The following is a 20,433-nucleotide window of genomic DNA, read 5'->3' on the forward strand; positions in this document are numbered from 1 at the left end:
TGGCGCGGCCTTTCGCCCATAATCGTTCTTTTTTGCCACACCCCAGATCCCGCAGGAGCCCCATGGAGCAATTTCGCAATATCGGCATTATCGGTCGCCTGGGCAGTACCCAGGTGCTGGACACCGTCCGCCGGCTGAAAAAATTCCTGCTCGAACGCCACCTGCATGTGATCCTCGAAGACACGATTGCTGAAATCCTCCCGGGCCACGGCCTGCAAACGTCGTCGCGCAAGATGCTCGGCGAGGTATGCGACATGGTCATCGTGGTCGGCGGCGATGGCAGCCTGCTCGGCGCCGCGCGGGCGTTGGCACGGCATAACGTACCGGTGCTGGGGATCAACCGTGGCAGCCTGGGTTTCCTCACTGACATTCGCCCCGATGACCTGGAAGTCGAAGTGGCCAAGGTGCTCGACGGCCATTACCTGGTGGAGAACCGCTTCCTGTTGCAAGCCGAGGTGCGTCGTCACGGCGAGGCCATCGGCCAGGGCGATGCCCTCAACGATGTGGTGCTGCACCCGGGCAAATCCACGCGGATGATCGAGTTCGAGTTGTATATCGACGGCCAGTTCGTGTGCAGCCAGAAGGCCGACGGCCTGATCGTCGCCACACCGACCGGCTCTACCGCCTACGCGCTGTCGGCGGGTGGCCCGATCATGCATCCCAAGCTGGACGCCATTGTGATCGTGCCGATGTACCCCCATATGTTGTCCAGTCGGCCGATTGTGGTCGATGGCAACAGTGAGCTGAAAATCGTGGTGTCCAAAGACATGCAGATCTACCCGCAAGTCTCCTGTGACGGGCAGAACCATTTCACCTGCGCTCCCGGTGACACCATTACCGTGAGCAAGAAGGCGCAGAAGTTGCGGTTGATCCACCCGCTGGACCACAACTACTACGAAGTGTGCCGGACCAAGTTGGGCTGGGGTAGCCGCTTGGGGGGTGGAGGCGACTGATGCTCGATCCCGCGCGTAGCTACGACCTGATTGGTGACGTGCACGGTTGCGCTCACACCCTTGAGCACTTGCTCGACCGGCTGGGCTACCAGAAACAAGGCGGCACCTGGCGCCACCCGTCGCGCATGGCGGTGTTCCTCGGCGATATCATCGACCGGGGCCCGCGCATTCGCGAAGCGCTGCATATCGTCCACGACATGGCCGTGGCCGGCCAGGCGCTGTGCATCATGGGCAACCACGAGTTCAACGCCCTGGGCTGGACGACCCCGGCACCGCCCGGCAGTGGCCGGCAATTCGTGCGTGAGCACAGCCCACGGCATGCGCGGTTGATCCACGAGACCCTGACCCAGTTCGAACACCACCCGGCCGACTGGCACGACTTCCTTGGCTGGTTCTACGACATGCCGTTGTTTGTCGACGCCGGGCGTTTCCGCGTGGTGCATGCGTGCTGGGATGACGGCTTTATCCAACCGTTGCGTGCCACCTTCCCGGATGGCTGCATCGACCAGCACTTCCTGCAGGCCGCCGCTGTCCCGGGCAGCTTTGCCTGCAACGCGTTCGACCGCCTGCTGCGTGGCACCGATATGCGCCTGCCGGACGGCCTCACGCTGACCGGTGGTGATGGCCTGACGCGCTCGTTCTTCCGCACCAAATTCTGGGAAGACGACCCGAAAACCTACGGTGACATTGTGTTCCAGCCCGACGCGTTGCCGGAGCCGGTCGCGCGTACGCCGTTGTCGTCCACTGAAAAGAACTCCCTGTTGCGCTATGGCGTCGACGAACCTTTGTTGTTCGTTGGCCATTACTGGCGCAGTGGCAAACCGGCGCCGATTCGCCCGAACCTGGCCTGCCTGGACTACAGTGCGGTGCTGTACGGCAAGTTGGTGGCGTATCGACTGGACCAGGAAACCCAGCTGGATCCACGTAAATTCGTATGGGTCGACGTTGAGCGACCCGAGGTGATTTCACCCGAGGTAGAGTTATGAGCACCGTAGCCGTGTTGCGCTTGCCCCTGAGCGTCGACCTGGGTGGTTTCGTCAAGCTGTTGCAACGCATGCAAGTGCCCCATCGCGTCAGCGAAGAAGCGGGTGAGCAAGTGTTGTGGGTGCCCGATAGCATCAGCGAGGACGTGCGGGTGTTGTACCAGCGCTTTCCCGCCGGTGACCCCGACCAGCAACTGGATATTCCCGAGCAAACCCCCGTCACCCGTCCCAGCTTTGTGCAGCAGGTACGCCACAGCCCGGTAACGGCGCTGGTCCTGCTGGCGAGCATCATTGTCGGCGCGGTGACCCTGCTTGGAGAAAACCTGCAAGCCATGAGCTGGCTGACCTTCCTGCCGTTTCATGTGATGGGTGAGTACATCCAGTTCACGCCGTTTGCCGACACCATGGCGTCGGGGCAGTGGTGGCGACTGGTCACGCCGATGCTGATCCACTTCGGTATCCTGCACCTGGCCATGAACGGCATGTGGTACTGGGAACTGGGCCGGCGTATCGAGGTGCGCCAGGGCAGCATCAACCTGCTGGGCCTGACCCTGTTGTTCAGCCTGGTCTCCAACTATGCGCAATACGCCTATGGCGGCCCCGGTTTGTTCGGTGGCCTGTCCGGCGTGTTGTATGGCTTGCTCGGGCATTGCTGGATTTTCCAGCTGTTGTCGCCCAACCCGGCCTATCGCCTGCCCCGTGGGGTGTTGGTGATGATGCTGGTGTGGCTGGTGCTCTGCCTGTCGGGGCTGGTCTCGATGATCGGCTTCGGTGAAATCGCCAACGCGGCCCACGTGGGCGGCTTGGTCATCGGTTGCCTGACAGGTTTGCTGGGTGGGCTGTACAGCCGCCGCAAATCGTCTATTTGATAAGGAAGAGCCTCATGTCCTCTTTTGCTGAAATGATTGAAAACATCACCCCGGACATCTACGAGAGCCTCAAGCTCGCTGTGGAAATCGGCAAATGGTCTGACGGCCGCAAGCTCACCGCCGAGCAACGCGAGCTGTCGCTGCAAGCGGTCATCGCCTGGGAAATCCAGAACCTGCCGGAAGACCAGCGCACCGGCTACATGGGCCCGCAGGAATGCGCGTCGAAATCGGCACCGGTGCCGAATATCCTGTTCAAGTCGGATGCGATCCATTGATTGAAATTGGTCGCGGTGCAGTCAGCAAAATGTCGGCGCAACTCGGTGAGCCGACCGTTCAATACGCGTTTCGCCTGGGCGACACCGAGGTGCCGGTCAACCCCTTGATCGGCACTCACGTGCGCCTGGAATACCTTGGCGCCATCCATTGCAGCCATTGCGGCCGCAAGACCAAGACCAGTTTCAGCCAGGGTTATTGCTACCCGTGCATGACCAAGCTGGCCCAGTGTGACCTGTGCATCATGAGCCCCGAGCGTTGTCATTACGACGCCGGCACCTGCCGTGATCCGGGTTGGGGCGAGCAGTTCTGCATGACCGACCACGTGGTTTACCTGGCGAACTCGTCGGGCATCAAGGTCGGCATCACCCGCGCCACTCAACTGCCGACCCGTTGGTTGGACCAGGGCGCCAGCCAGGCGCTGCCGATCATGCGCGTGGCGACCCGCCAGCAGTCCGGTTTCGTCGAAGACCTGTTTCGTAGCCAGGTGGCCGACAAGACCAACTGGCGCGCCTTGCTCAAGGGCGATGCGCAATCGGTCGACCTCAAGCAGGTACGCGATGAGCTGTTCGCGTCCTGCGCCGACGGCCTGTTGAGTTTGCAGGAGCGCTTTGGCCTCCAGGCCATTCAGCCGGTCACCGACATCGAGCCGATCGAAATCCGCTACCCGGTGGAGCAGTATCCAACCAAGATCGTCAGTTTCAACCTGGACAAGAACCCGATTGCCGAAGGCACGCTGCTGGGGATCAAGGGCCAGTACCTGATCTTCGACACCGGCGTTATCAACATTCGTAAATACACGGCCTACCAGCTCGCCGTGCATCAGTAGAAGGATGCCACCCATGCGCACCGAACAACCGAAGATGATTTACCTCAAGGATTATCAGGCGCCGGACTACCTGATCGAAGAAACGCACCTGACCTTCGAGTTGTTCGAGGACCACAGCCTGGTCCACGCGCAATTGGTGATGCGCCGTAACCCCGAGCGCGGCGCCGGCCTGCCGCCCCTGGTGCTGGATGGTCAGCAACTTGAGCTGTTGAGCGTGAACCTCGCCGATCAGGAACTGACGGACGCTGACTACCAGTTGACCGACAGCCACCTGACCGTGCATCCCAAGAGCGCGACCTTCACCCTCGATACCACGGTCAAGATCCACCCGGAAACCAACACCGCCCTGGAAGGCTTGTACAAGTCCGGCGGAATGTTCTGCACCCAGTGCGAGGCCGAAGGTTTCCGCAAGATCACTTACTACCTCGACCGCCCGGACGTGATGAGCACCTTTACCACCACGGTGATCGCCGAGCAGCACCGCTACCCGGTGCTGCTGTCCAACGGCAACCCGATTGCCAGTGGTCCTGGTGAAGACGGCCGTCACTGGGCGACCTGGGAAGACCCGTTCAAGAAACCGGCTTACTTGTTCGCGTTGGTCGCCGGTGACTTGTGGTGTGTCGAAGACACCTTCACCACCATGACCAACCGGACCGTGGCGCTGCGCATCTATGTCGAGCCGGAAAACATCGACAAGTGCCAGCACGCCATGAACAGCCTGAAAAAATCCATGCGCTGGGACGAAGAAACCTACGGCCGCGAGTACGACCTCGACATCTTCATGATCGTCGCGGTCAACGACTTCAACATGGGCGCCATGGAGAACAAGGGCCTCAATATCTTCAACTCCAGTGCCGTGCTGGCCCGCGCCGAAACCGCCACTGACGCCGCTCACCAGCGCGTCGAGGCCATTGTCGCGCATGAATACTTCCACAACTGGTCGGGCAACCGCGTGACCTGCCGCGACTGGTTCCAACTGTCGCTCAAGGAAGGCTTCACGGTGTTCCGTGACTCGGGCTTCTCTGCCGACATGAACTCGGCCACGGTCAAGCGCATCCAGGATGTGGCCTACCTGCGCACCCACCAGTTCGCCGAAGACGCCGGCCCCATGGCCCACGCCGTGCGCCCGGACAGCTTTATCGAGATCTCCAACTTCTACACCCTGACCGTGTACGAAAAAGGTTCGGAAGTGGTCGGCATGATCCACACCTTGCTGGGCGCCGAAGGCTTCCGCAAAGGCAGCGACCTGTACTTCGAACGCCATGACGGCCAGGCGGTGACCTGCGACGATTTCATCAAGGCCATGGAAGACGCCAACGGCGCGGACCTCAGCCAGTTCAAGCGCTGGTACAGCCAGGCCGGTACGCCGCGTTTGGCGGTCAGCGAGTCCTACGACGCAGCGGCCAAGACCTACAGCCTGACGTTCCGCCAGAGCTGCCCGCAAACCCCGGACAAGGTCGAGAAACTGCCGTTTGTGATTCCCGTAGCGCTGGGTTTGCTGGACGCGAAGGGCGCAGGCATTGCCTTGCGCCTGGCCGGTGAGGCGGTGGCCGGCGGTACGTCCCGCGTGCTATCGGTGACCGAAGCCGAGCAGACGTTTACCTTCGTTGATATTGCTGAAAAACCGTTGCCTTCGTTGCTGCGCGGCTTCTCGGCGCCGGTGAAACTGAGCTTCCCGTACAACCGCGATCAACTGATGTTCCTGATGCAACACGACAGCGACGGTTTCAACCGTTGGGATGCCGGCCAGCAGTTGTCGGTGCAGGTGTTGCAGGAGCTGATCGGCCAGTACCAGGCCGGTCAACCGCTGACGCTGGATCAACGCCTGATCGACGCATTGCGCACGGTGCTGAGCGACGAAAGCCTGGACCAGGCCATGGTCGCGGAAATGCTCTCATTGCCGAGCGAAGCCTACCTGACGGAAATCAGCGAAGTGGCGGACGTCGACGCCATTCACGCTGCCCGCGAGTTTGCCCGCAAGCAACTGGCCGACCACCTGTTCGAAGGGTTGTGGCTGCGTTATCAGGCCAATCGTGCGCTGTCCAAACAAACGCCTTATGTTGCGGCGGCCGAGCACTTTGCCCGCCGAGCCTTGCAGAATATTGCGCTGTCGTACCTGATGCTCAGCGGTAAGCCTGAAGTGCTGGCGGCCACCCTGGAACAGTTCGACGCGTGCGACAACATGACCGAACGCCTGACGGCCCTGGCGGTACTGGTGAACTCGCCATTCGAGGCAGAAAAGGCGCAGGCATTGGCGGTGTTTGCCGAGAACTTCAAGGACAACCCGCTGGTCATGGACCAGTGGTTCAGCGTGCAGGCCGGCAGCACGTTGCCAGGCGGCCTGGCTCGGGTCCGGGCGTTGATGGAACACCCGGCGTTCACGATCAAGAACCCGAACAAGGTGCGCGCACTGGTCGGCGCCTTTGCCGGGCAGAACCTGATCAACTTCCATGCGGCTGATGGCTCGGGCTATCGCTTCCTGGCGGACCTGGTGATCCAGCTCAATACGCTCAACCCACAGATTGCCTCGCGCCAGCTGGCGCCGCTGACACGTTGGCGTAAATATGACGTCGCGCGCCAAGCGTTGATGAAGGCGCAGTTGGAGCGTATTCGGGCGTGTGGCGAGCTGTCCAGCGACGTGTTCGAGGTGGTCAGCAAAAGCCTGGCGTAACGCTTGCCGGCGTAGTTTGACGGGGCGCCTAAGATCCAAATGTGGGAGGGGCGGTGCGACGATTCGACCGCCCTCAATGAGCATCGGTATCTACACGCCTTTTGAAGGCCGTCATATTCCCCTGTGGCGAGCGGGCTTGCCCCGCGTTGGGCTGCGAAGCAGCCCCAGTAAAGGCACTGAGATGCTTCCTGAAAGAACTCAGCGCCAGGTTTTGGGGCCGCTGCGCAGCCCAACGCGGGCGGTGCGACGATTCGACAAGCCCGCTCGCCACGACAGGTCAGGGGCACGGTTTTACTACTGACATTTCCTGGCAGGGCGCTCTGCTAAGCTGCGGCACATTTTACTTTCTGCAGGCGGGAACGATGTGTCGCGTACTACTCGTCTACTGACGTTGCTCCAGGCCCTGCGGGGCAAAAAACGCCCGGTGACCGCCGCTGTTCTCGCGGCGCAACTGGAAGTGTCCGAACGCACGCTGTACCGCGACATCGCCGAGCTGGTCGCCTTGGGCGCGCCGATTTTCGGCGAGGCAGGGGTCGGGTATGTGTTGCGCAGCGGCTTGTTTCTGCCGCCATTGATGCTCAATGCCGAGGAGACCGAAGCGATCGTGCTGGGCTTGCGCTATGTGGATCAGCGTGGCGATGAGGTGTTGAGTCGCGCCGCTGCCAACGCGTTGGCGAAAATCGCGGATGTGCTCGATCCCGTCGCTCAGGAGGCGTTGCGTAACCCGACGTTGTTGCCCGGTCCGCCCGGTTTCGGCTACCCGGAAAACCGCGTGCCGCTTAACGTGTTTCGCGATGCCATCCGCCATCAGGCCAAGCTGCACATCGACTACGCCGACGCCAGCCAGGCCCGGAGCCAGCGCCTGATCTGGCCACTGGCCCTGGGCTTTCTCAATGAGGTGCGGGTGATCGTGGCGTGGTGTGAGTTGCGTGGTGCCTATCGGACCTTTCGCACCGATCGCGTGGCGAGTGCCGAGTCCCAGGGGCAGCGTTACCCAGGGCGCCGCAGTGACCTGCTGCGAGGCTGGCGTAAACTGATGGAACAGCAGGCGTCCGGGCCGTTTACTCCTGACAAAAACTGACATAACCCTGGCTTAGCATGGCGCCACAAATCACCTCAAAAGGAGTTGCGCCATGTCCCTTCCTGAACTGGCTCCGGCCATTGCGGCCTATATTGCGGCCGCCAATACCGGTGATACCTCGGCGATTGCCCAATGTTTTGCCGACGATGCCAATGTCTTCGATGAGGGCGAGCACCAGGTGGGCACCGCTGCAATTGCGCGCTGGGTGGAAGACACCGGGCGCCGCTATCAACCCAGGGTCGAAGTACTCAACGTGCAGCACCGTACCGGCAAGGTGCTGGTCAGCAATATCGTCACCGGCAACTTTCCCGGCAGCCCGCTGGCATTACGCTACACCTTTCGGCTGAACGAGCAGGGCAAGATTTCGCGCCTGGATATCTCCGTGTAAGTCATACTGGCTCCATGACTTTCGACTCGCCACTCGCCGCTTACCAACACGCCGTCGCTCAGCAAGGTTTCGTGCCCGACGACGCCCAGCGCCGAGCGGTGGAGGCCCTGCAAGCCTGCCACGAGGCGTTGCACCAGGGCCGCTCGCCGATTGCCGGCGTTTACCTGTGGGGGCCGGTAGGCCGCGGCAAGACCTGGTTGATGGACCAGTTCTATCAAAGCCTGCGTGTCCCTGCACGGCGTCAGCATTTTCACCACTTCATGGGGTGGGTGCATCAGCGCTCGTTCCAGCTTACCGGTATTCATGACCCTCTGCAGGCGCTCGCCCGCGAGTTGAGCCGGGAGGTGCGCGTGCTGTGCTTTGACGAACTGTTCGTCAGTGATATCGGTGATGCGATCATTCTCGGTCGCCTGTTCCAGGTGATGTTCGAGGAGGGCGTGGTGATGGTGTGCACCTCAAATCAGCCGCCTGATCAACTGTATGCCGGCGGTTTTAACCGAGAGCGCTTCCTGCCGGGCATCGAGGCGCTCAAGCAGCATATGCAGGTCGTGGCGGTAGACGGCGGCGAGGACCATCGCTTGCATCCAGGGGTTGGCAGGCAGCGCTATTGGGTGAATCAACCGGATGCACTGGCCACGGTATTCAAGCAGTTATGCGAGGGGCAAACGGTGAGCGGCGGGGCAGTGAGTGTGGGTTATCGTTCCGTTGTGGCGGTGCAGGCCAGTGACACCGTGCTCTGGTGCCGCTACGTTGACCTGTGCGAGCAGCCCCTGGCCGCGATGGACTTCATGCTGTTGTGTGATCGCTTCAAGGCGATCCTGCTCGGGGAGGTCCCTGACCTGAGTGCTCAAACGCGCCCGGGCCGGATTGCGCGAGGCACTGAAGACGGCGTCGAGCGTGTGCTGGCGGGGGATCGCGAACTGCCGCAGTTGTCGGTGCACGATGACAGCGTGCGGCGTTTTATCGCGCTGGTGGATGAATGCTACGACCGCAAGGTACCGCTGTTCATTGAAGCCAAGGTGCCGCTGGAGCGTCTGTATACGCAAGGCTACCTGGAATTTCCGTTCCGTCGCACCCTGAGCCGCTTGCAAGAGATGCAGTTGCAACGTTTCGCAGCCTAGGAAAAATCCTTGCTCAGGGCCGATTGCGTCTTTTGATTCCAGAAGCCTTCGGGTTTTCTGTCGGGCATTTGTAGTTAATCTCCTTCATCTGCTGCCGACTCCACGCTTACAATCGCCCCTCTCTCAAAGGGAACCGATTCCCTTGTTGTCGTTATCGAGGAAGGAAATGGACACCCCAGACATCCTGGTGTTGCAAGCCAGCTATACCAACTCCGTGCATGCCGAAGCCATTGGCCAGGTGCTCAATCACTATGCTGAAGGCCCGATGGGGGGCAGCCGCACCTTGTCGGCTGATCTCTTGCAGCAACTGCCGGGTGAATTGGCCAAGCGACCTCACGCATTCAGTGTGCTGGCATTTGTCGGTGGTGAGCCGGCGGGGCTGGTCAATTGTTTCGAGGGTTTCTCGACGTTCGCTTGCCGCCCCTTGATCAATGTTCACGACGTGGTGGTGATGAGTCAGTTCCGTGGCTTGGGGTTGAGTCAGAAAATGCTGCAAAAGGTCGAGGAAATCGCCCGGCAGCGCGGTTGCTGCAAGATCACCCTGGAAGTGCTTGAAGGCAATGATGTGGCGCAGTCGGCCTACCGCAAGTTCGGTTTCGACGATTCGGGCTTTGATCCGGTCCATGGCCGTATGTTGTTCTGGAATAAAGCCTTGTAAGAAATAACAGGCAAAAAAAGGGCGCCTTTACAAGGCGCCCGATAAACCTCTGCCATAGGCGTGGAATGGCACAGGGTATGGCGGATTAAATAAACATTACATTAACTTTTCGGTTGTTGCTCTGCGCCGGATTGTTCGACGGTGCGGGTCTTCACGTTCTTTGCGTCGGAGGAGGCCGTTTGTTCAGGGGTGCCGTGAGTTTGTTGCTGAATGAAAGTGAAGTTGTTGTAAAACTCCTTCGAACGCTCTGAGCCGCCTTCTGCAAACGCGGCGGCGGAGGTCAGGGTCATCAGGCTGGCAAGCATCAAAGTCGAGAGTTTCATTGAGGTATTCCCATTAAGTGTGATCGGTATCTGCCTCGTCCCTGATCAGATTCATGGGGCGAGTCTGGGGTGATCTTATTAAGTGGGTATTAACGTGTAGATGTCCCGAAGTTAACGTTTTTGTTAACTTCGGGTGAGAGGGTTAAAGCATCCAGTTTCGTGCCGGTTGCAAAGGGCGTGGGCCAGCCCAATGCACGTCATTATAAAAGCGACGCTGTTGTAATATTCTTTATCAAATACTGTGTGGGTATTAATCGATGCTGGAACAGGTGTGTCTGCCGGTCGGATGGGGGCTCCCCGGCAGGCACCTGGTTGTCTTGGGTCCCACCGAAGCGGGTAGGCAGGGCCGAGGGACAAAAGGAGGCATGCAGCGTCAGGTTTGAAACGAGAAAGCTGGCAACCTTCCCGTTTCAAACCACAGGCTTACTTGAGCACTACGTTGCCGTTTTCGGCCTTCTTGGGCTTGATCAGGCTGAAGTCGATCAGGGCTTTCTGCTTGGTTTCGTAAGGATTGCCGATCAACAAAGGGCGTGGCTTGAAGCTGTCGCTGATCAGGCTTTTGCTGTGATCCAACTCATCAAAACTCAGGCCGGCCAAGTCGGCCCAGGTGTGGATCAACTGCGAGCTGCTGTAAGGCCGTTGCAGGTCACCGGCAAACTTCCAGTCATGGGTTTCACGCCACTTGGGAGAGGCGTAGGCCATGAACGGGATGGTGTACATCGGTGCCGTCGGCTTGCCTTCGTTACGCCCCAGTGTGTTGTGACCGGCCGAGTCGTACACGTCTTCGCCATGGTCCGACAGGTACAGCAGGAAACCATTGGGGTCGGTCTTGGCATAATCCTTGATCAGGCTCGAGACCACGAAATCGTTGTACAGCACGGCGTTGTCGTAGCTGTTATAGACCGGCAGTTGCTCCTCGCTGATGCCTTCCGGCACGCCCTGGCGGTCGGTGAACTTCTCAAAGCTCGGCGGGTAACGGTACTGGTAGCTCATGTGGGTACCCAGCAGGTGCACCACGATGAGCTTGCGTTCGGCAGGGTCGGCCATGGCCTTGGAAAACGGCGCCAGCACATCGCCGTCGTATTGGCGGGCGTTCTGGTTGCGGTTGTTGTTCAAGTACACCTGTTCGTCGGCCTGTTCGGAAAAGGTCGTGAGCATGGTGTTGCGCTTGGTCATGGTCTGCTGGTTGGTAATCCAGAAAGTCTTGTAGCCGGCCTGCTTCATCATGCTGACAATCGACGGCGTCTTGAGGTACAGGTCCGGGTTTTCTTCGTCGGCGAAGGTCAGCACCTGTTGCAGCGCTTCGATGGTGTAGGGGCGCGGGGTGATGACGTTGTCGAACACCGCCAGTTGGTCACGCAGCTTGTCCAGTTCCGGGGTGGTATTGCGCGGGTAGCCGTAGAGGCTCATGCGCTGGCGGTTGGTGGATTCGCCGATGACCAATACTAGGGTGGAAGGCTGGCCGGCCATGGCGTCCTTGAAGTTTTTCAAGGGCGGGATCTGGCTGGCGCTGGTCAGCATGCCTTGCATGTTGTCCAGCTGTTCGGTGTAGCGATGGTAGGCGACGATCATCTGCCAAGGCACGGCGGGTTCGACGCGGGTTTCGAAACGCTCGATCGCCAGCTCCATGGTTTCGCTCGTGGCGATCTGCTTGACCAGTGGGTAGCCCACGACGGCCAATACGATGGCGATCGCCGCCAGGATCGACTGGCCGCGAGGCAGGTAGACCGGGCGCAGGCGTGTCCAAAGCAGGATGGCAACCGCGGTGTGGGCCAAGAAGGCCAGCACAATCCACCAGGCAAAGTATTGGGTGGCATATTCGCCAGCTTCAGAGATGTTCGACTCGAACATGATGAAGATGACGCTCTGGGAGAATTCCTGCTGGTAAATGAAGAAGTAACCCAGGCTTGCCATGGAGCAGGCCCACAACACGACACCGATCAAGGCCGCCAGCAGGCGCGTTCGACGCGGGAACAGCAACATGGGCGCCAGCCACAACGCACTCATAAAGAAGGCTTGGCGGAAGCCACTGAAGCCAGAAGTGCCGGTCAGTTGAATGAGCAGTTGGGTAATACCCGAGAAGTACCAGAAAAACAGGAACAGCCAACCCAGGCCAGCCCAATCAAAACCTTTCGCAGTCGTCGTGCTGCGTTTGAACATCGCCATCCAGCGCCCCATCAGAAAATAATTGTTGCGCATCGGCGCATGACATCGGGCCGCTCAGAAAGTGAGCGGCATAGCGGGGCGGCAGTATCAGGATAGAAATGTGAAAACTTCGTGAGTTTTCTGTAGGTATTATCTTGCAGCGCTATTCGGGACAGGGGTCAGCAGAGGGCAGGCTTGGCGCCGGGCGGCTGATCCAACTGGGCTTGAAGGTGTGAACGCAGGCGCAGGACCTCCTGCTGCAACTGATCACGCTCGTCTTTCAATTGGCGCAGTTCATCGCGGCGGATAGTGACGTAGAGGGTCTGTGGTGGGCGGGTCATGGGGGCTGTGCTCATTGCTTACCTCGCAAATGGCCGGTAGATCGCGGTGCCTGCACGCTTGAGTTTGCAGTGTTCGGCAACAGTCGGGAGCAAGTCTGAATTCTTTTTCGAGGCAAGGGAACTTTTTTATTTTTGGCGGTCGTGTGACTTTTTCAGCGGTGATGGTGAAACGATGGCGACTTTTTTGTCATGAAACTACACGGATCTGCTCTGGACTAACCCTCATTAGCCTCATTGCGCTATAAACTATGCCACACATTTATTTAGTAGTTAGGAGCATCAGCACATGCAACTGGGGATTATCGGACTAGGCCGCATGGGCGGTAACATTGCGCGGCGCCTGATGCTCAATGGGCATACCACCGTTGTATACGACCGTAACGAAGCCTTCGTCAAAGGCTTGAGCGAAGAGGGCGCCACTGGCGTCAGCGACTTGAAAGCCCTGGTGGCCGGCCTGCAAAAGCCTCGTGCCGTCTGGGTCATGTTGCCGGCGGGCGCTCCCACCGAAGACACCATCACTGAACTGAGCGGGTTGCTGGAAAGCGGTGACGTGATCATCGATGGCGGCAACACCCTGTACAAAGATGATATCCGTCGTGCCAAGGCCCTGTCGGAAAAGGGCCTGCACTATGTCGATGTCGGCACCTCCGGCGGTGTCTGGGGGCTGGAGCGTGGCTACTGCATGATGATCGGTGGCGACACCGAGACCGTACAACGCCTCGACCCGATCTTTAAAAGCCTGGCGCCGGGCCTGGGTAATATCCCGCGCACCAAGGACCGCTCCGCCAGCGCCGACACGCGTGCCGAGCAAGGCTATATCCATGCCGGCCCTGCGGGCTCCGGGCACTTCGTCAAGATGATCCACAACGGCATCGAGTACGGGATGATGCAGGCATTCGCCGAAGGTTTTGACATCCTCAAGACCAAGAACTCGGAAAACTTGCCGGAACATGAACGCTTCGACCTCAACGTGGCCGACATCGCCGAAGTCTGGCGCCGTGGCAGTGTGGTGTCGTCCTGGTTGCTGGACCTGACCGCCGACGCCCTGGCTACCGACCCGAAACTCGACGGCTACTCCGGTTCCGTGGCAGACAGTGGTGAAGGCCGCTGGACCATCGAAGCCGCCATGGAGCAAGCCGTGCCGGTTCCGGTGTTGTCGACCTCGTTGTTCGCGCGTTTCCGCTCCCGCCAGCAGAGCACCTACGGTGACAAAATGCTGTCTGCCATGCGCTTCGGCTTTGGCGGCCATGTGGAGACTTCCAAAAAATGACCGCCAACGGCAAGAAACACAAGGCCGAACCCGCACCCCCCACGACCCTGTTTCTATTTGGCGCCCATGGCGACCTGGTCAAGCGCCTGCTCATGCCGGCGCTGTACAACCTCAGCCGTGACGGATTGCTGGGCGATGGCTTGCGCATTGTGGGCGTTGATCACAACGCCATCAGCGACGCTGACTTTGCCAAGAAACTCGAAGACTTCATTCGTACCGAGGCTGCCAGCAAGGTCCGGGGCAACGCTGAAAATGCCCTTGACCCCACACTGTGGGCGCAGTTGGCCAAGGGGATCAGCTACGTCGAGGGTGACTTCCTCGACGACAGCACCTATGCCGATATCGGCAAGAAGATCGCCGACAGCGGCACCGGCAACGCGGTGTTCTACCTGGCCACTGCACCGCGCTTCTTCAGTGAAGTGGTGCAGCGCCTGGGCAGTGCCGGGTTGCTTGAAGAGACGGATGAAGGCTTTCGCCGTGTGGTCATCGAGAAGCCATTCGGCTCGGACCTGGCCACCGCCGAGGCGTTGAACGCCTGCCTGCTCAAGGTGATGAGCGAGAAGCAGATCTATCGCATCGACCATTACCTGGGCAAGGAAACGGTGCAGAACATTCTGATCAGCCGTTTCTCCAACGTGCTGTTCGAAGCGTTCTGGAACAACCACTACATCGACCACGTGCAAATCACCGCCGCCGAAACCGTGGGCGTGGAAACACGGGGCAACTTTTTCGAAAAAACCGGTACGTTGCGGGACATGGTCCCCAACCACCTGTTCCAGTTGCTGGCGATGGTGGCCATGGAACCACCGGCCGCGTTCGGCGCCGATGCGGTGCGGGGCGAGAAGGCCAAGGTCGTCGGTGCCATCCGCCCCTGGTCGCTGGAGGATGCCCGGGCCAATTCCGTACGCGGTCAGTACACCGCCGGCGAGATCGGCGGCAAGTCGCTCCCCGGCTACCGCGAAGAGGCCAACGTGGCGCCCGACAGCAGCACCGAGACATTCGTTGCGCTCAAGGTGATGATCGATAACTGGCGCTGGGTCGGTGTGCCGTTCTACCTGCGTACCGGCAAGCGCATGAGCATTCGCGACACGGAGATCGTGATTTGCTTCAAGCACGCGCCCTATGCGCAGTTCCGTGATACCGACGTTGATGAGCTCAAGCCCACTTACCTGAAAATCCAGATCCAGCCGAACGAAGGCATGTGGTTCGACCTGCTGGCCAAGAAGCCAGGGCCGACCCTGGAGATGGCCAATATCGAGTTGGGGTTTGACTACAAGGACTTCTTCGAAATGCAGCCATCGACGGGTTACGAAACCCTGATCTACGACTGCATGACCGGCGACCAGACCCTGTTCCAGCGTGCCGACAACATCGAGAACGGTTGGCGCGCCGTGCAGCCGTTCCTCGATGCGTGGAAAGAGGACGACACAATCCAAGCTTACAAGGCCGGTGAAGATGGCCCTGCGGCGGCGGACGCGTTACTGGCCCGTGATGGGCGCGCCTGGCACAGCCTCGGATGAGTGACGCTACGATTCATCCCATCCGACTGGTGCTCAGCGATGTGGACGGGACGTTGTTGCATCCCGACCATAGCCTCAGCCAGCGCACCGCCGATGCGATTCGCGCGTTGCGTGAAGCCGGGGTATTTTTCAGCCTGGCCAGCGGGCGTCCGCCCAAGGCCATGCTGCATCTGATCGAAACGTTGGGCATCGATGTACCCGTCGCCGGCTTTAACGGTGGCACGCTGATCAATCCGGATGGCAGCATCCTGATTGCCCATTACCTACCGGCGCAAGCGGCGCGGGTGGCGTTGGCGCTGTTTTCAGCCGAGCCGGACGTGGAAGTGTGGGTATTTGCCGACGGGGACTGGTTGCGCCGTGATCCATCCGGGCCAATGGTGCAGCGTGAAGCCGATGGCTTGGGCTATGGGCCGGTGGTGGTAGAGAGTTTCGAGCCCTACCTGGACCGGGTCGACAAGATCGTCGCCGCCAGTCACAACACACCATTGCTGGTGGAGCTGGAAGCGCAATTGCAGCCCAAGGTGGAGGGGTTGGCCCATGTGTCGCGCTCACAGCCGGTGTACCTGGATGTGACGGCGATGCTCGCCAACAAGGGGGATGCCCTCAAGACCCTGGCCGCGCACCTTGGCGTGCCCATGGAGCAGGCAGCGGCTATCGGTGATGGCGGCAATGATCCGGCGATGTTTCACGTGGCCGGGTTGTCGATTGCAATGGGGCAGGCGGAAGAAACCGTCAAGCGCCAGGCCAGTGTGGTCACGGGCACCAATATCGACGATGGCGCCGCGCAAGCGTTTGAACGGCTTATTCTTGCGGCGCCATAAACGTCTAGTGTTCTGACACTGAACTTACGCTCGTTCTCTTGCTGTCATGCAATGAATGAGCGCACGTTGTGGTGTGGCGTTACTTCGGCATTGCCCAGGATTGCAACTGGTGGCCGTTTTTATCGAGTTCGTCGCGAGCCTGCAACAGCAAGTTTTCTAACTGCGCCGGGTCGGTATACGCACTCGAAGACAGTTGTTTGCTGCCAATACGGGTATTGGTACGGTCGATGACGCTCAGGCTGAGGGCGCCATTGCCATCGTGCCAAGCCACGCACTGGAAGGGCTGGAAAGCACGGTCTGCGATCAAAAGGGCTTCGTTGATGCGGAGCGGGGCGTTCATGGGGTTTCTCTCTAAATGCCCATTCAAGTGAAGTGCCGTCGGTTGGGCTGACCGTGCGGCGAGTTACTTGTACTGATGCACGATGGCCGGGTACGGGTCACATGTTAGAACACGAATTTTCAACTTTCCGTGATGAGGATCATCTAAGCGGCTGTTTTGAAAGCTGAATGAAGGTTTCGACGGTCGACAACTTTTTTGTGCCGCGCTGCGGGTAAATGGCTTTTTGCCCACACTTATAGCGAAATGGTACAAGGTGGGCGTCAAGACCTTGCTAGGGTTAGCATCAGCCGCCACAAACTGTTGTTTCTAAATAACTTTAACAATTCTGGCGCCAAGGAACAGTCATGGTTGTGACACCTGTCCAACGCCGCCTGCTGGTGGTTGACCCCTGTGATGACTGCCACGGGTTGTTGCCCGGGCTGCGGACGGCAGGATGGGAAGTGGACAGCTGTGCGTTGGAAGCGGTGGGCGACAGGTCTTGCGATGTGGGCCTGCTGCGTTTGCAGCCCTACCACCTGGAACGTCCCGAAGCCGTCAAGGAGTTGATTGGCCGCAGCGGTACCGAGTGGATCGCCGTCCTTAGCCAGGATGTATTACGCCTGCAGAACGTGGGTGACTTTGTCTGCGAATGGTTCTTTGACTTCCACACCCTGCCATTTGATGTGTCCCGGGTCCAAGTGACCTTGGGGCGTGCGTTTGGTATGGCGCGCTTGCGCGGCAAGGGCCACGCGCCGGTGGATGAGCCCCATGAGTTATTGGGCGACAGCCGGCCGATTCGTGAACTGCGCAAATTATTGTCGAAGCTGGCCCCCACCGAGTCTCCGGTGTTGATTCGGGGTGACAGTGGCACCGGTAAAGAGCTGGTCGCCAAGACTTTGCACCGTCAATCACAACGGCATGGCAAGCCATTTGTCGCGATCAATTGCGGCGCCATCCCTGAACACCTGATCCAATCCGAGCTGTTTGGCCACGAAAAGGGCGCGTTTACCGGCGCTCACCAACGCAAGGTAGGGCGCATCGAAGCGGCCCACGGTGGCACCCTGTTCCTGGATGAAATCGGCGATTTGCCCATGGAGCTGCAAGCCAATCTGTTGCGCTTTCTCCAGGAGAAACACATTGAGCGCGTCGGCGGCAGCCAGCCCATCCCGGTGGATGTACGGGTGTTGGCGGCAACCCACGTTGACCTGGAAGCCGCGGTCGAGAGGGGCTCTTTTCGCGAAGACCTGTATTATCGCTTGAACGTCCTGCAAGTGGTGACCGCACCCTTGCGCGAGCGCCATGGCGATGTGGCCATGCTGGCCAACCACTTTTCGCGTTTCTACAGCCAGGAAACCGGTCGCCGCCCGCGCAGTTTCAGCGAGGGTGCGTTGGTGGCAATGGGGCAACACCCATGGCCGGGGAATGTGCGTGAGCTGGCCAACCGTGTGCGTCGCGGCCTGGTGTTGGCCGAGGGGCGTCAGATCGAAGCCGTTGATCTGGGTTTACAGGGGGAGCAGGCAATTTCACTGCCGATGGCTACACTGGAAGACTACAAGCACCGCGCCGAACGCCAGGCGCTGTGCGATGTGCTCAACCGGCACAGCGACAACCTGAGTGTCGCGGCCCGTGTGCTGGGGGTTTCCCGGCCAACGTTCTACCGGTTGTTGCACAAACACCAGATCCGCTAGGGCGGGTAAACCGAAAAGCCCCGCCACGACCCTTATCGTTGCGGGGCTTTTCCTTGTGTGCCGTTTAGAAGTAGTACGGGAATTTCAGGCTGAAGCTGAACGATGGCGCATCCGGCGTGAGCCCGATTGCCAGGTTGGGTACGATCGTCAGGTTATCGGAAGCCGCAATCGTCATACCCACGTTGAAGTAGCCGGCGTTGGCATCGCTTGAAATCACCGATTGCCAACTGCCGCCATCGGGCTTGAGCTGACTTTTACGTTGCACCAGGTCAGACACCGAGAACGACATGCTCATCTTTTCGTTCAGCGCAAAAGCTACGCCTGCGCCAATCTGGAAGCTGTCACCCAGCTTGACCTTGCCGGGGACTGTCTGGCCGACGGTGGAGCTTATGTCACTGAAGGAGTCTTCCAGGTTGTGGGTGTAGGACAACGAACCGAAAAGCACCGCCGGGTCGAAGGTCTTGACCAGGGAGATGCCGGGCGTAATCGACCAGACACCATTGCCGGTAGGCAGGTTTTCCGGCACGTACAGGTTGGTGTTGGTGGGTGACTGGATCAGCTTGATGCCAAACGGGTCTTCGCCGGTGGGCGCCTTGACCCGCACCGACACCACCGCGTCCGGCAGGCTGACACTCTCATCGAGGAATTTGTAGGCAATGCCGAAGTTGACGTCGCCGATCGTGGGGTTGCGGGTCACTGACTGTTCCGACGTAACGGTGCCGCTGCCGCCGTTGGCCCCGCCGGATTGGTAGGTCGACTCACGGTAAACCACGGGGACGTTCACATCGAACTGCCAGCGATTGTCGAGGTTGTAGCGACCCGTGAGGTCCACGGTCCAGTTATCCGACTTGATCCGGTCCAGGTTGATGTTACCCAGGAAGATCGAGTCCAGCGCCAAAAAGCCGTTCAGGGTCAATTGACGCGCATCATAGCGAGAGTAGGTCACGCCGGTTTCAAAGCTGAACTTGCCGTTGCCGAAGAAGCCGCTGGCCTCGTTATACAAGTTGCTGACACTTTGTGCCGGCGCCGAGTCGTCTTTGAGCGACTGACCATACGAGGCGCCGCCTCCCGCGCCGCCCGAAGCGGCAGCTGCGCCGACGCCCGGTGTGTTGGCGGCGACGGTCGTGCCTCCTTTCTGGAAGTCCGCCGGTGATTTAGCCAAGCGCTTTGGCGCGGGTGTCGCCGGCTGGTCCTCTACTTGTCGTACACGTTGTTCCAGCACCGCCAGTGCTTTTTGTTGTACTTCATAACGCTGCTTGAGCTCCAGTAGCTCTTTTTTCAACGTGTCTATATCGGCGTCCGGCGCGGCATACAGCATCGATGCGGGCAGGAGCGTGCTCAAACAAATTACGGCACGTAACGATAACGATCGGTGCATGAAATAAGCCGTCCCTTTCTTAGGCGTAAGTGTCGTGGCTCAGCGTAGTTCAAGAACCGGGAGTGCGTAGTCCCTTGAGTTGATTCAAGTTGAGGTTTTGCGCAAGATTGTTCAATCCTGGGTGGCCCAGCACTACATTGAGCTGTGTCAGGTTATTGACCAGGTTGCTGCTACCCTGCAAAACGGTACCTTGGAGAACATTGCCGGCACCGATTTTCTGAAGGGTATTACCCTGATTGTTGTTGGCCAGGATCGCCATCTGCATCCCACCGTTCACGAGCGAGACCGTGGCTTGGCCCGCATTGCTGCTACCGGTTACAGACTGGCCCGCGACCAGGGCCTGGCCCGACTGTACGACGTTCGCGGGGGCGAGGCCGTTCTGGCTGACATTGATATCGACGTTGTTGTTGGCGGTGTTGCCATCACCGGCGGCACGCACGCTTTGAGTGACGCCTTGGCCTGTGCCCAGGCCCGAGCCCCCGATGACAGTACCGGTGCCGGTGGTGTGATTTGACGGGCCACTCCCGTTGCTGCCACTGACCTGCACGTAGAACTGCGGCGTGATGGTTGTCGAGTTGATCTGCATGCTGGCTTTGCCGGTGATGTTGTCTCCGGCGGCATTGGTCCAGGTGGTGGTCATCACCAGGCCAAAACTGATGATCCGCCCGGGCATTACAAAGCGCCCGCGCAGGTCGGCCATTTCCGAATCCTTGAGCTCGATTGGCTTGAAGGCCGATGAGGCATAAGCGGGCATTGAGGCTGCCAGGCACAAGACCGTCAGCCAACGGTGAGTGTTCATTGT

At 59.6% G+C, this 20,433-nt stretch carries 20 protein-coding genes; 14 read left to right on the plus strand and 6 right to left on the minus strand.

From position 1 onward, the window contains the following. The first annotated feature begins 62 nt into the window (after window positions 1-62). The 10 genes from M5B43_RS17315 (at window position 63) to M5B43_RS17360 (ending at window position 9,826) form a co-directional block, all read left to right on the plus strand. Window positions 63-953 carry an NAD(+) kinase gene (locus M5B43_RS17315; RefSeq protein WP_010210870.1) on the plus strand — a complete coding sequence of 297 codons (891 nt, stop codon included), beginning with the start codon at window positions 63-65 and terminating at the stop codon, window positions 951-953. After that, complete coding sequence (locus M5B43_RS17320) at window positions 950-1,939, plus strand: metallophosphoesterase (RefSeq protein ID WP_248751259.1); 990 nt, start codon at window positions 950-952, stop codon at window positions 1,937-1,939. The genes M5B43_RS17315 and M5B43_RS17320 overlap by 4 nt, the downstream gene beginning before the upstream one ends. After that, window positions 1,936-2,805, plus strand: a complete 870-nt coding sequence (locus tag M5B43_RS17325) for a rhomboid family intramembrane serine protease (RefSeq protein WP_248751230.1) — start codon at window positions 1,936-1,938, stop codon at window positions 2,803-2,805. The genes M5B43_RS17320 and M5B43_RS17325 overlap by 4 nt, the downstream gene beginning before the upstream one ends. A 14-nt stretch (window positions 2,806-2,819) precedes the next feature. After that, window positions 2,820-3,080: a DUF1315 family protein gene (locus M5B43_RS17330; RefSeq protein ID WP_016972751.1), complete on the plus strand. Its 261-nt coding sequence runs from the start codon at window positions 2,820-2,822 to the stop codon at window positions 3,078-3,080. Continuing rightward, the gene (locus M5B43_RS17335; protein WP_248751231.1) at window positions 3,077-3,907 is read left to right on the plus strand and encodes a DUF2797 domain-containing protein; all 831 of its coding nucleotides are present in this window, start codon (window positions 3,077-3,079) and stop codon (window positions 3,905-3,907) included. Before M5B43_RS17330 ends, M5B43_RS17335 begins: the two co-directional genes overlap by 4 nt. Before the next feature lie 13 nt (window positions 3,908-3,920). Continuing rightward, window positions 3,921-6,578 (plus strand): aminopeptidase N, encoded by a 2,658-nt coding sequence (pepN, locus tag M5B43_RS17340; protein WP_248751232.1) that lies wholly within the window; start codon window positions 3,921-3,923, stop codon window positions 6,576-6,578. Window positions 6,579-6,942: 364 nt separating this feature from the next. Further along, entirely contained in the window at window positions 6,943-7,659 is a 717-nt protein-coding gene (locus M5B43_RS17345; RefSeq protein ID WP_248751233.1) for a YafY family protein, read from the plus strand. 52 nt (window positions 7,660-7,711) lie between these two features. Then, window positions 7,712-8,047 carry a nuclear transport factor 2 family protein gene (locus M5B43_RS17350; protein ID WP_248751234.1) on the plus strand — a complete coding sequence of 112 codons (336 nt, stop codon included), beginning with the start codon at window positions 7,712-7,714 and terminating at the stop codon, window positions 8,045-8,047. Between the two features lie 14 nt (window positions 8,048-8,061). Next, a complete protein-coding gene (gene zapE, locus M5B43_RS17355) occupies window positions 8,062-9,168 on the plus strand; it encodes a cell division protein ZapE (protein ID WP_248751235.1) in 1,107 nt (368 codons plus the stop codon). Between the two features lie 166 nt (window positions 9,169-9,334). Further along, window positions 9,335-9,826, plus strand: a complete 492-nt coding sequence (locus M5B43_RS17360; protein ID WP_248751236.1) for a GNAT family N-acetyltransferase — start codon at window positions 9,335-9,337, stop codon at window positions 9,824-9,826. 101 nt (window positions 9,827-9,927) lie between these two features. Here the strand turns inward: M5B43_RS17360 and M5B43_RS17365 are convergent, their stop codons facing one another. The 3 genes from M5B43_RS17365 to M5B43_RS17375 all read right to left on the minus strand — a co-directional run bounded on the left by M5B43_RS17365 (window position 9,928) and on the right by M5B43_RS17375 (window position 12,650). Further along, on the minus strand, window positions 9,928-10,149 hold the full coding sequence (locus tag M5B43_RS17365; protein ID WP_248751237.1) for a hypothetical protein: 222 nt from the start codon (window positions 10,147-10,149) through the stop codon (window positions 9,928-9,930). A 423-nt stretch (window positions 10,150-10,572) separates the two neighbouring features. After that, window positions 10,573-12,315 carry a phosphoethanolamine transferase CptA gene (locus M5B43_RS17370; RefSeq protein ID WP_248751260.1) on the minus strand — a complete coding sequence of 581 codons (1,743 nt, stop codon included), beginning with the start codon at window positions 12,313-12,315 and terminating at the stop codon, window positions 10,573-10,575. Window positions 12,316-12,473: 158 nt separating this feature from the next. After that, window positions 12,474-12,650, minus strand: coding sequence for a DUF6026 family protein (locus tag M5B43_RS17375; protein ID WP_283099517.1), 177 nt, complete (start codon window positions 12,648-12,650; stop codon window positions 12,474-12,476). A gap of 271 nt (window positions 12,651-12,921) precedes the next feature. On the opposite strand from M5B43_RS17375, the gene gnd reads away from it, so the two are divergent. From gnd to M5B43_RS17390, 3 genes are read left to right on the plus strand one after another with little or no spacing between them, the layout of a single operon-like run. Then, complete coding sequence (gnd, locus tag M5B43_RS17380; RefSeq protein WP_248751239.1) at window positions 12,922-13,905, plus strand: phosphogluconate dehydrogenase (NAD(+)-dependent, decarboxylating); 984 nt, start codon at window positions 12,922-12,924, stop codon at window positions 13,903-13,905. Continuing rightward, window positions 13,902-15,425, plus strand: a complete 1,524-nt coding sequence (gene zwf / locus M5B43_RS17385; RefSeq protein ID WP_248751240.1) for a glucose-6-phosphate dehydrogenase — start codon at window positions 13,902-13,904, stop codon at window positions 15,423-15,425. Before gnd ends, zwf begins: the two co-directional genes overlap by 4 nt. Beyond that, the gene (locus tag M5B43_RS17390; RefSeq protein ID WP_248751241.1) at window positions 15,422-16,246 is read left to right on the plus strand and encodes an HAD family hydrolase; all 825 of its coding nucleotides are present in this window, start codon (window positions 15,422-15,424) and stop codon (window positions 16,244-16,246) included. The genes zwf and M5B43_RS17390 overlap by 4 nt, the downstream gene beginning before the upstream one ends. Before the next feature lie 79 nt (window positions 16,247-16,325). Here the strand turns inward: M5B43_RS17390 and M5B43_RS17395 are convergent, their stop codons facing one another. Then, the gene (locus M5B43_RS17395; protein ID WP_248751242.1) at window positions 16,326-16,586 is read right to left on the minus strand and encodes a hypothetical protein; all 261 of its coding nucleotides are present in this window, start codon (window positions 16,584-16,586) and stop codon (window positions 16,326-16,328) included. A 344-nt stretch (window positions 16,587-16,930) separates the two neighbouring features. Between M5B43_RS17395 and M5B43_RS17400 the strand changes: the two genes are divergently transcribed. After that, entirely contained in the window at window positions 16,931-18,253 is a 1,323-nt protein-coding gene (locus M5B43_RS17400) for a sigma-54 dependent transcriptional regulator (protein WP_248751243.1), read from the plus strand. Between the two features lie 64 nt (window positions 18,254-18,317). On the opposite strand, the gene M5B43_RS17405 is transcribed toward M5B43_RS17400, so the two are convergent. Both M5B43_RS17405 and M5B43_RS17410 read right to left on the minus strand, forming a co-directional pair. Then, the gene (locus M5B43_RS17405; protein ID WP_248751244.1) at window positions 18,318-19,631 is read right to left on the minus strand and encodes a hypothetical protein; all 1,314 of its coding nucleotides are present in this window, start codon (window positions 19,629-19,631) and stop codon (window positions 18,318-18,320) included. A gap of 49 nt (window positions 19,632-19,680) precedes the next feature. Beyond that, window positions 19,681-20,430, minus strand: coding sequence for a hypothetical protein (locus tag M5B43_RS17410; protein WP_248751245.1), 750 nt, complete (start codon window positions 20,428-20,430; stop codon window positions 19,681-19,683). Window positions 20,431-20,433 lie beyond the last annotated feature (3 nt).

The sequence above is a fragment of the Pseudomonas sp. MWU15-20650 genome (genome assembly GCF_023242475.1).
Lineage (GTDB): Bacteria > Pseudomonadota > Gammaproteobacteria > Pseudomonadales > Pseudomonadaceae > Aquipseudomonas.

Coding starts and splice junctions, on each gene's coding strand:
- gnd (WP_248751239.1), top strand. CDS start 12,922: ATGCAACTGGGGATTATCGGACTAGGCCGCATGGGCGGTAACATTGCG.
- zapE (WP_248751235.1), top strand. CDS start 8,062: ATGACTTTCGACTCGCCACTCGCCGCTTACCAACACGCCGTCGCTCAG.
- M5B43_RS17365 (WP_248751237.1), bottom strand. CDS start 10,149: ATGAAACTCTCGACTTTGATGCTTGCCAGCCTGATGACCCTGACCTCC.
- pepN (WP_248751232.1), top strand. CDS start 3,921: ATGCGCACCGAACAACCGAAGATGATTTACCTCAAGGATTATCAGGCG.
- M5B43_RS17400 (WP_248751243.1), top strand. CDS start 16,931: ATGGTTGTGACACCTGTCCAACGCCGCCTGCTGGTGGTTGACCCCTGT.
- zwf (WP_248751240.1), top strand. CDS start 13,902: ATGACCGCCAACGGCAAGAAACACAAGGCCGAACCCGCACCCCCCACG.
- M5B43_RS17360 (WP_248751236.1), top strand. CDS start 9,335: ATGGACACCCCAGACATCCTGGTGTTGCAAGCCAGCTATACCAACTCC.
- M5B43_RS17390 (WP_248751241.1), top strand. CDS start 15,422: ATGAGTGACGCTACGATTCATCCCATCCGACTGGTGCTCAGCGATGTG.
- M5B43_RS17375 (WP_283099517.1), bottom strand. CDS start 12,650: ATGAGCACAGCCCCCATGACCCGCCCACCACAGACCCTCTACGTCACT.
- M5B43_RS17410 (WP_248751245.1), bottom strand. CDS start 20,430: ATGAACACTCACCGTTGGCTGACGGTCTTGTGCCTGGCAGCCTCAATG.
- M5B43_RS17405 (WP_248751244.1), bottom strand. CDS start 19,631: ATGCACCGATCGTTATCGTTACGTGCCGTAATTTGTTTGAGCACGCTC.
- M5B43_RS17395 (WP_248751242.1), bottom strand. CDS start 16,586: ATGAACGCCCCGCTCCGCATCAACGAAGCCCTTTTGATCGCAGACCGT.
- M5B43_RS17315 (WP_010210870.1), top strand. CDS start 63: ATGGAGCAATTTCGCAATATCGGCATTATCGGTCGCCTGGGCAGTACC.
- M5B43_RS17330 (WP_016972751.1), top strand. CDS start 2,820: ATGTCCTCTTTTGCTGAAATGATTGAAAACATCACCCCGGACATCTAC.
- M5B43_RS17370 (WP_248751260.1), bottom strand. CDS start 12,315: ATGGCGATGTTCAAACGCAGCACGACGACTGCGAAAGGTTTTGATTGG.
- M5B43_RS17325 (WP_248751230.1), top strand. CDS start 1,936: ATGAGCACCGTAGCCGTGTTGCGCTTGCCCCTGAGCGTCGACCTGGGT.
- M5B43_RS17350 (WP_248751234.1), top strand. CDS start 7,712: ATGTCCCTTCCTGAACTGGCTCCGGCCATTGCGGCCTATATTGCGGCC.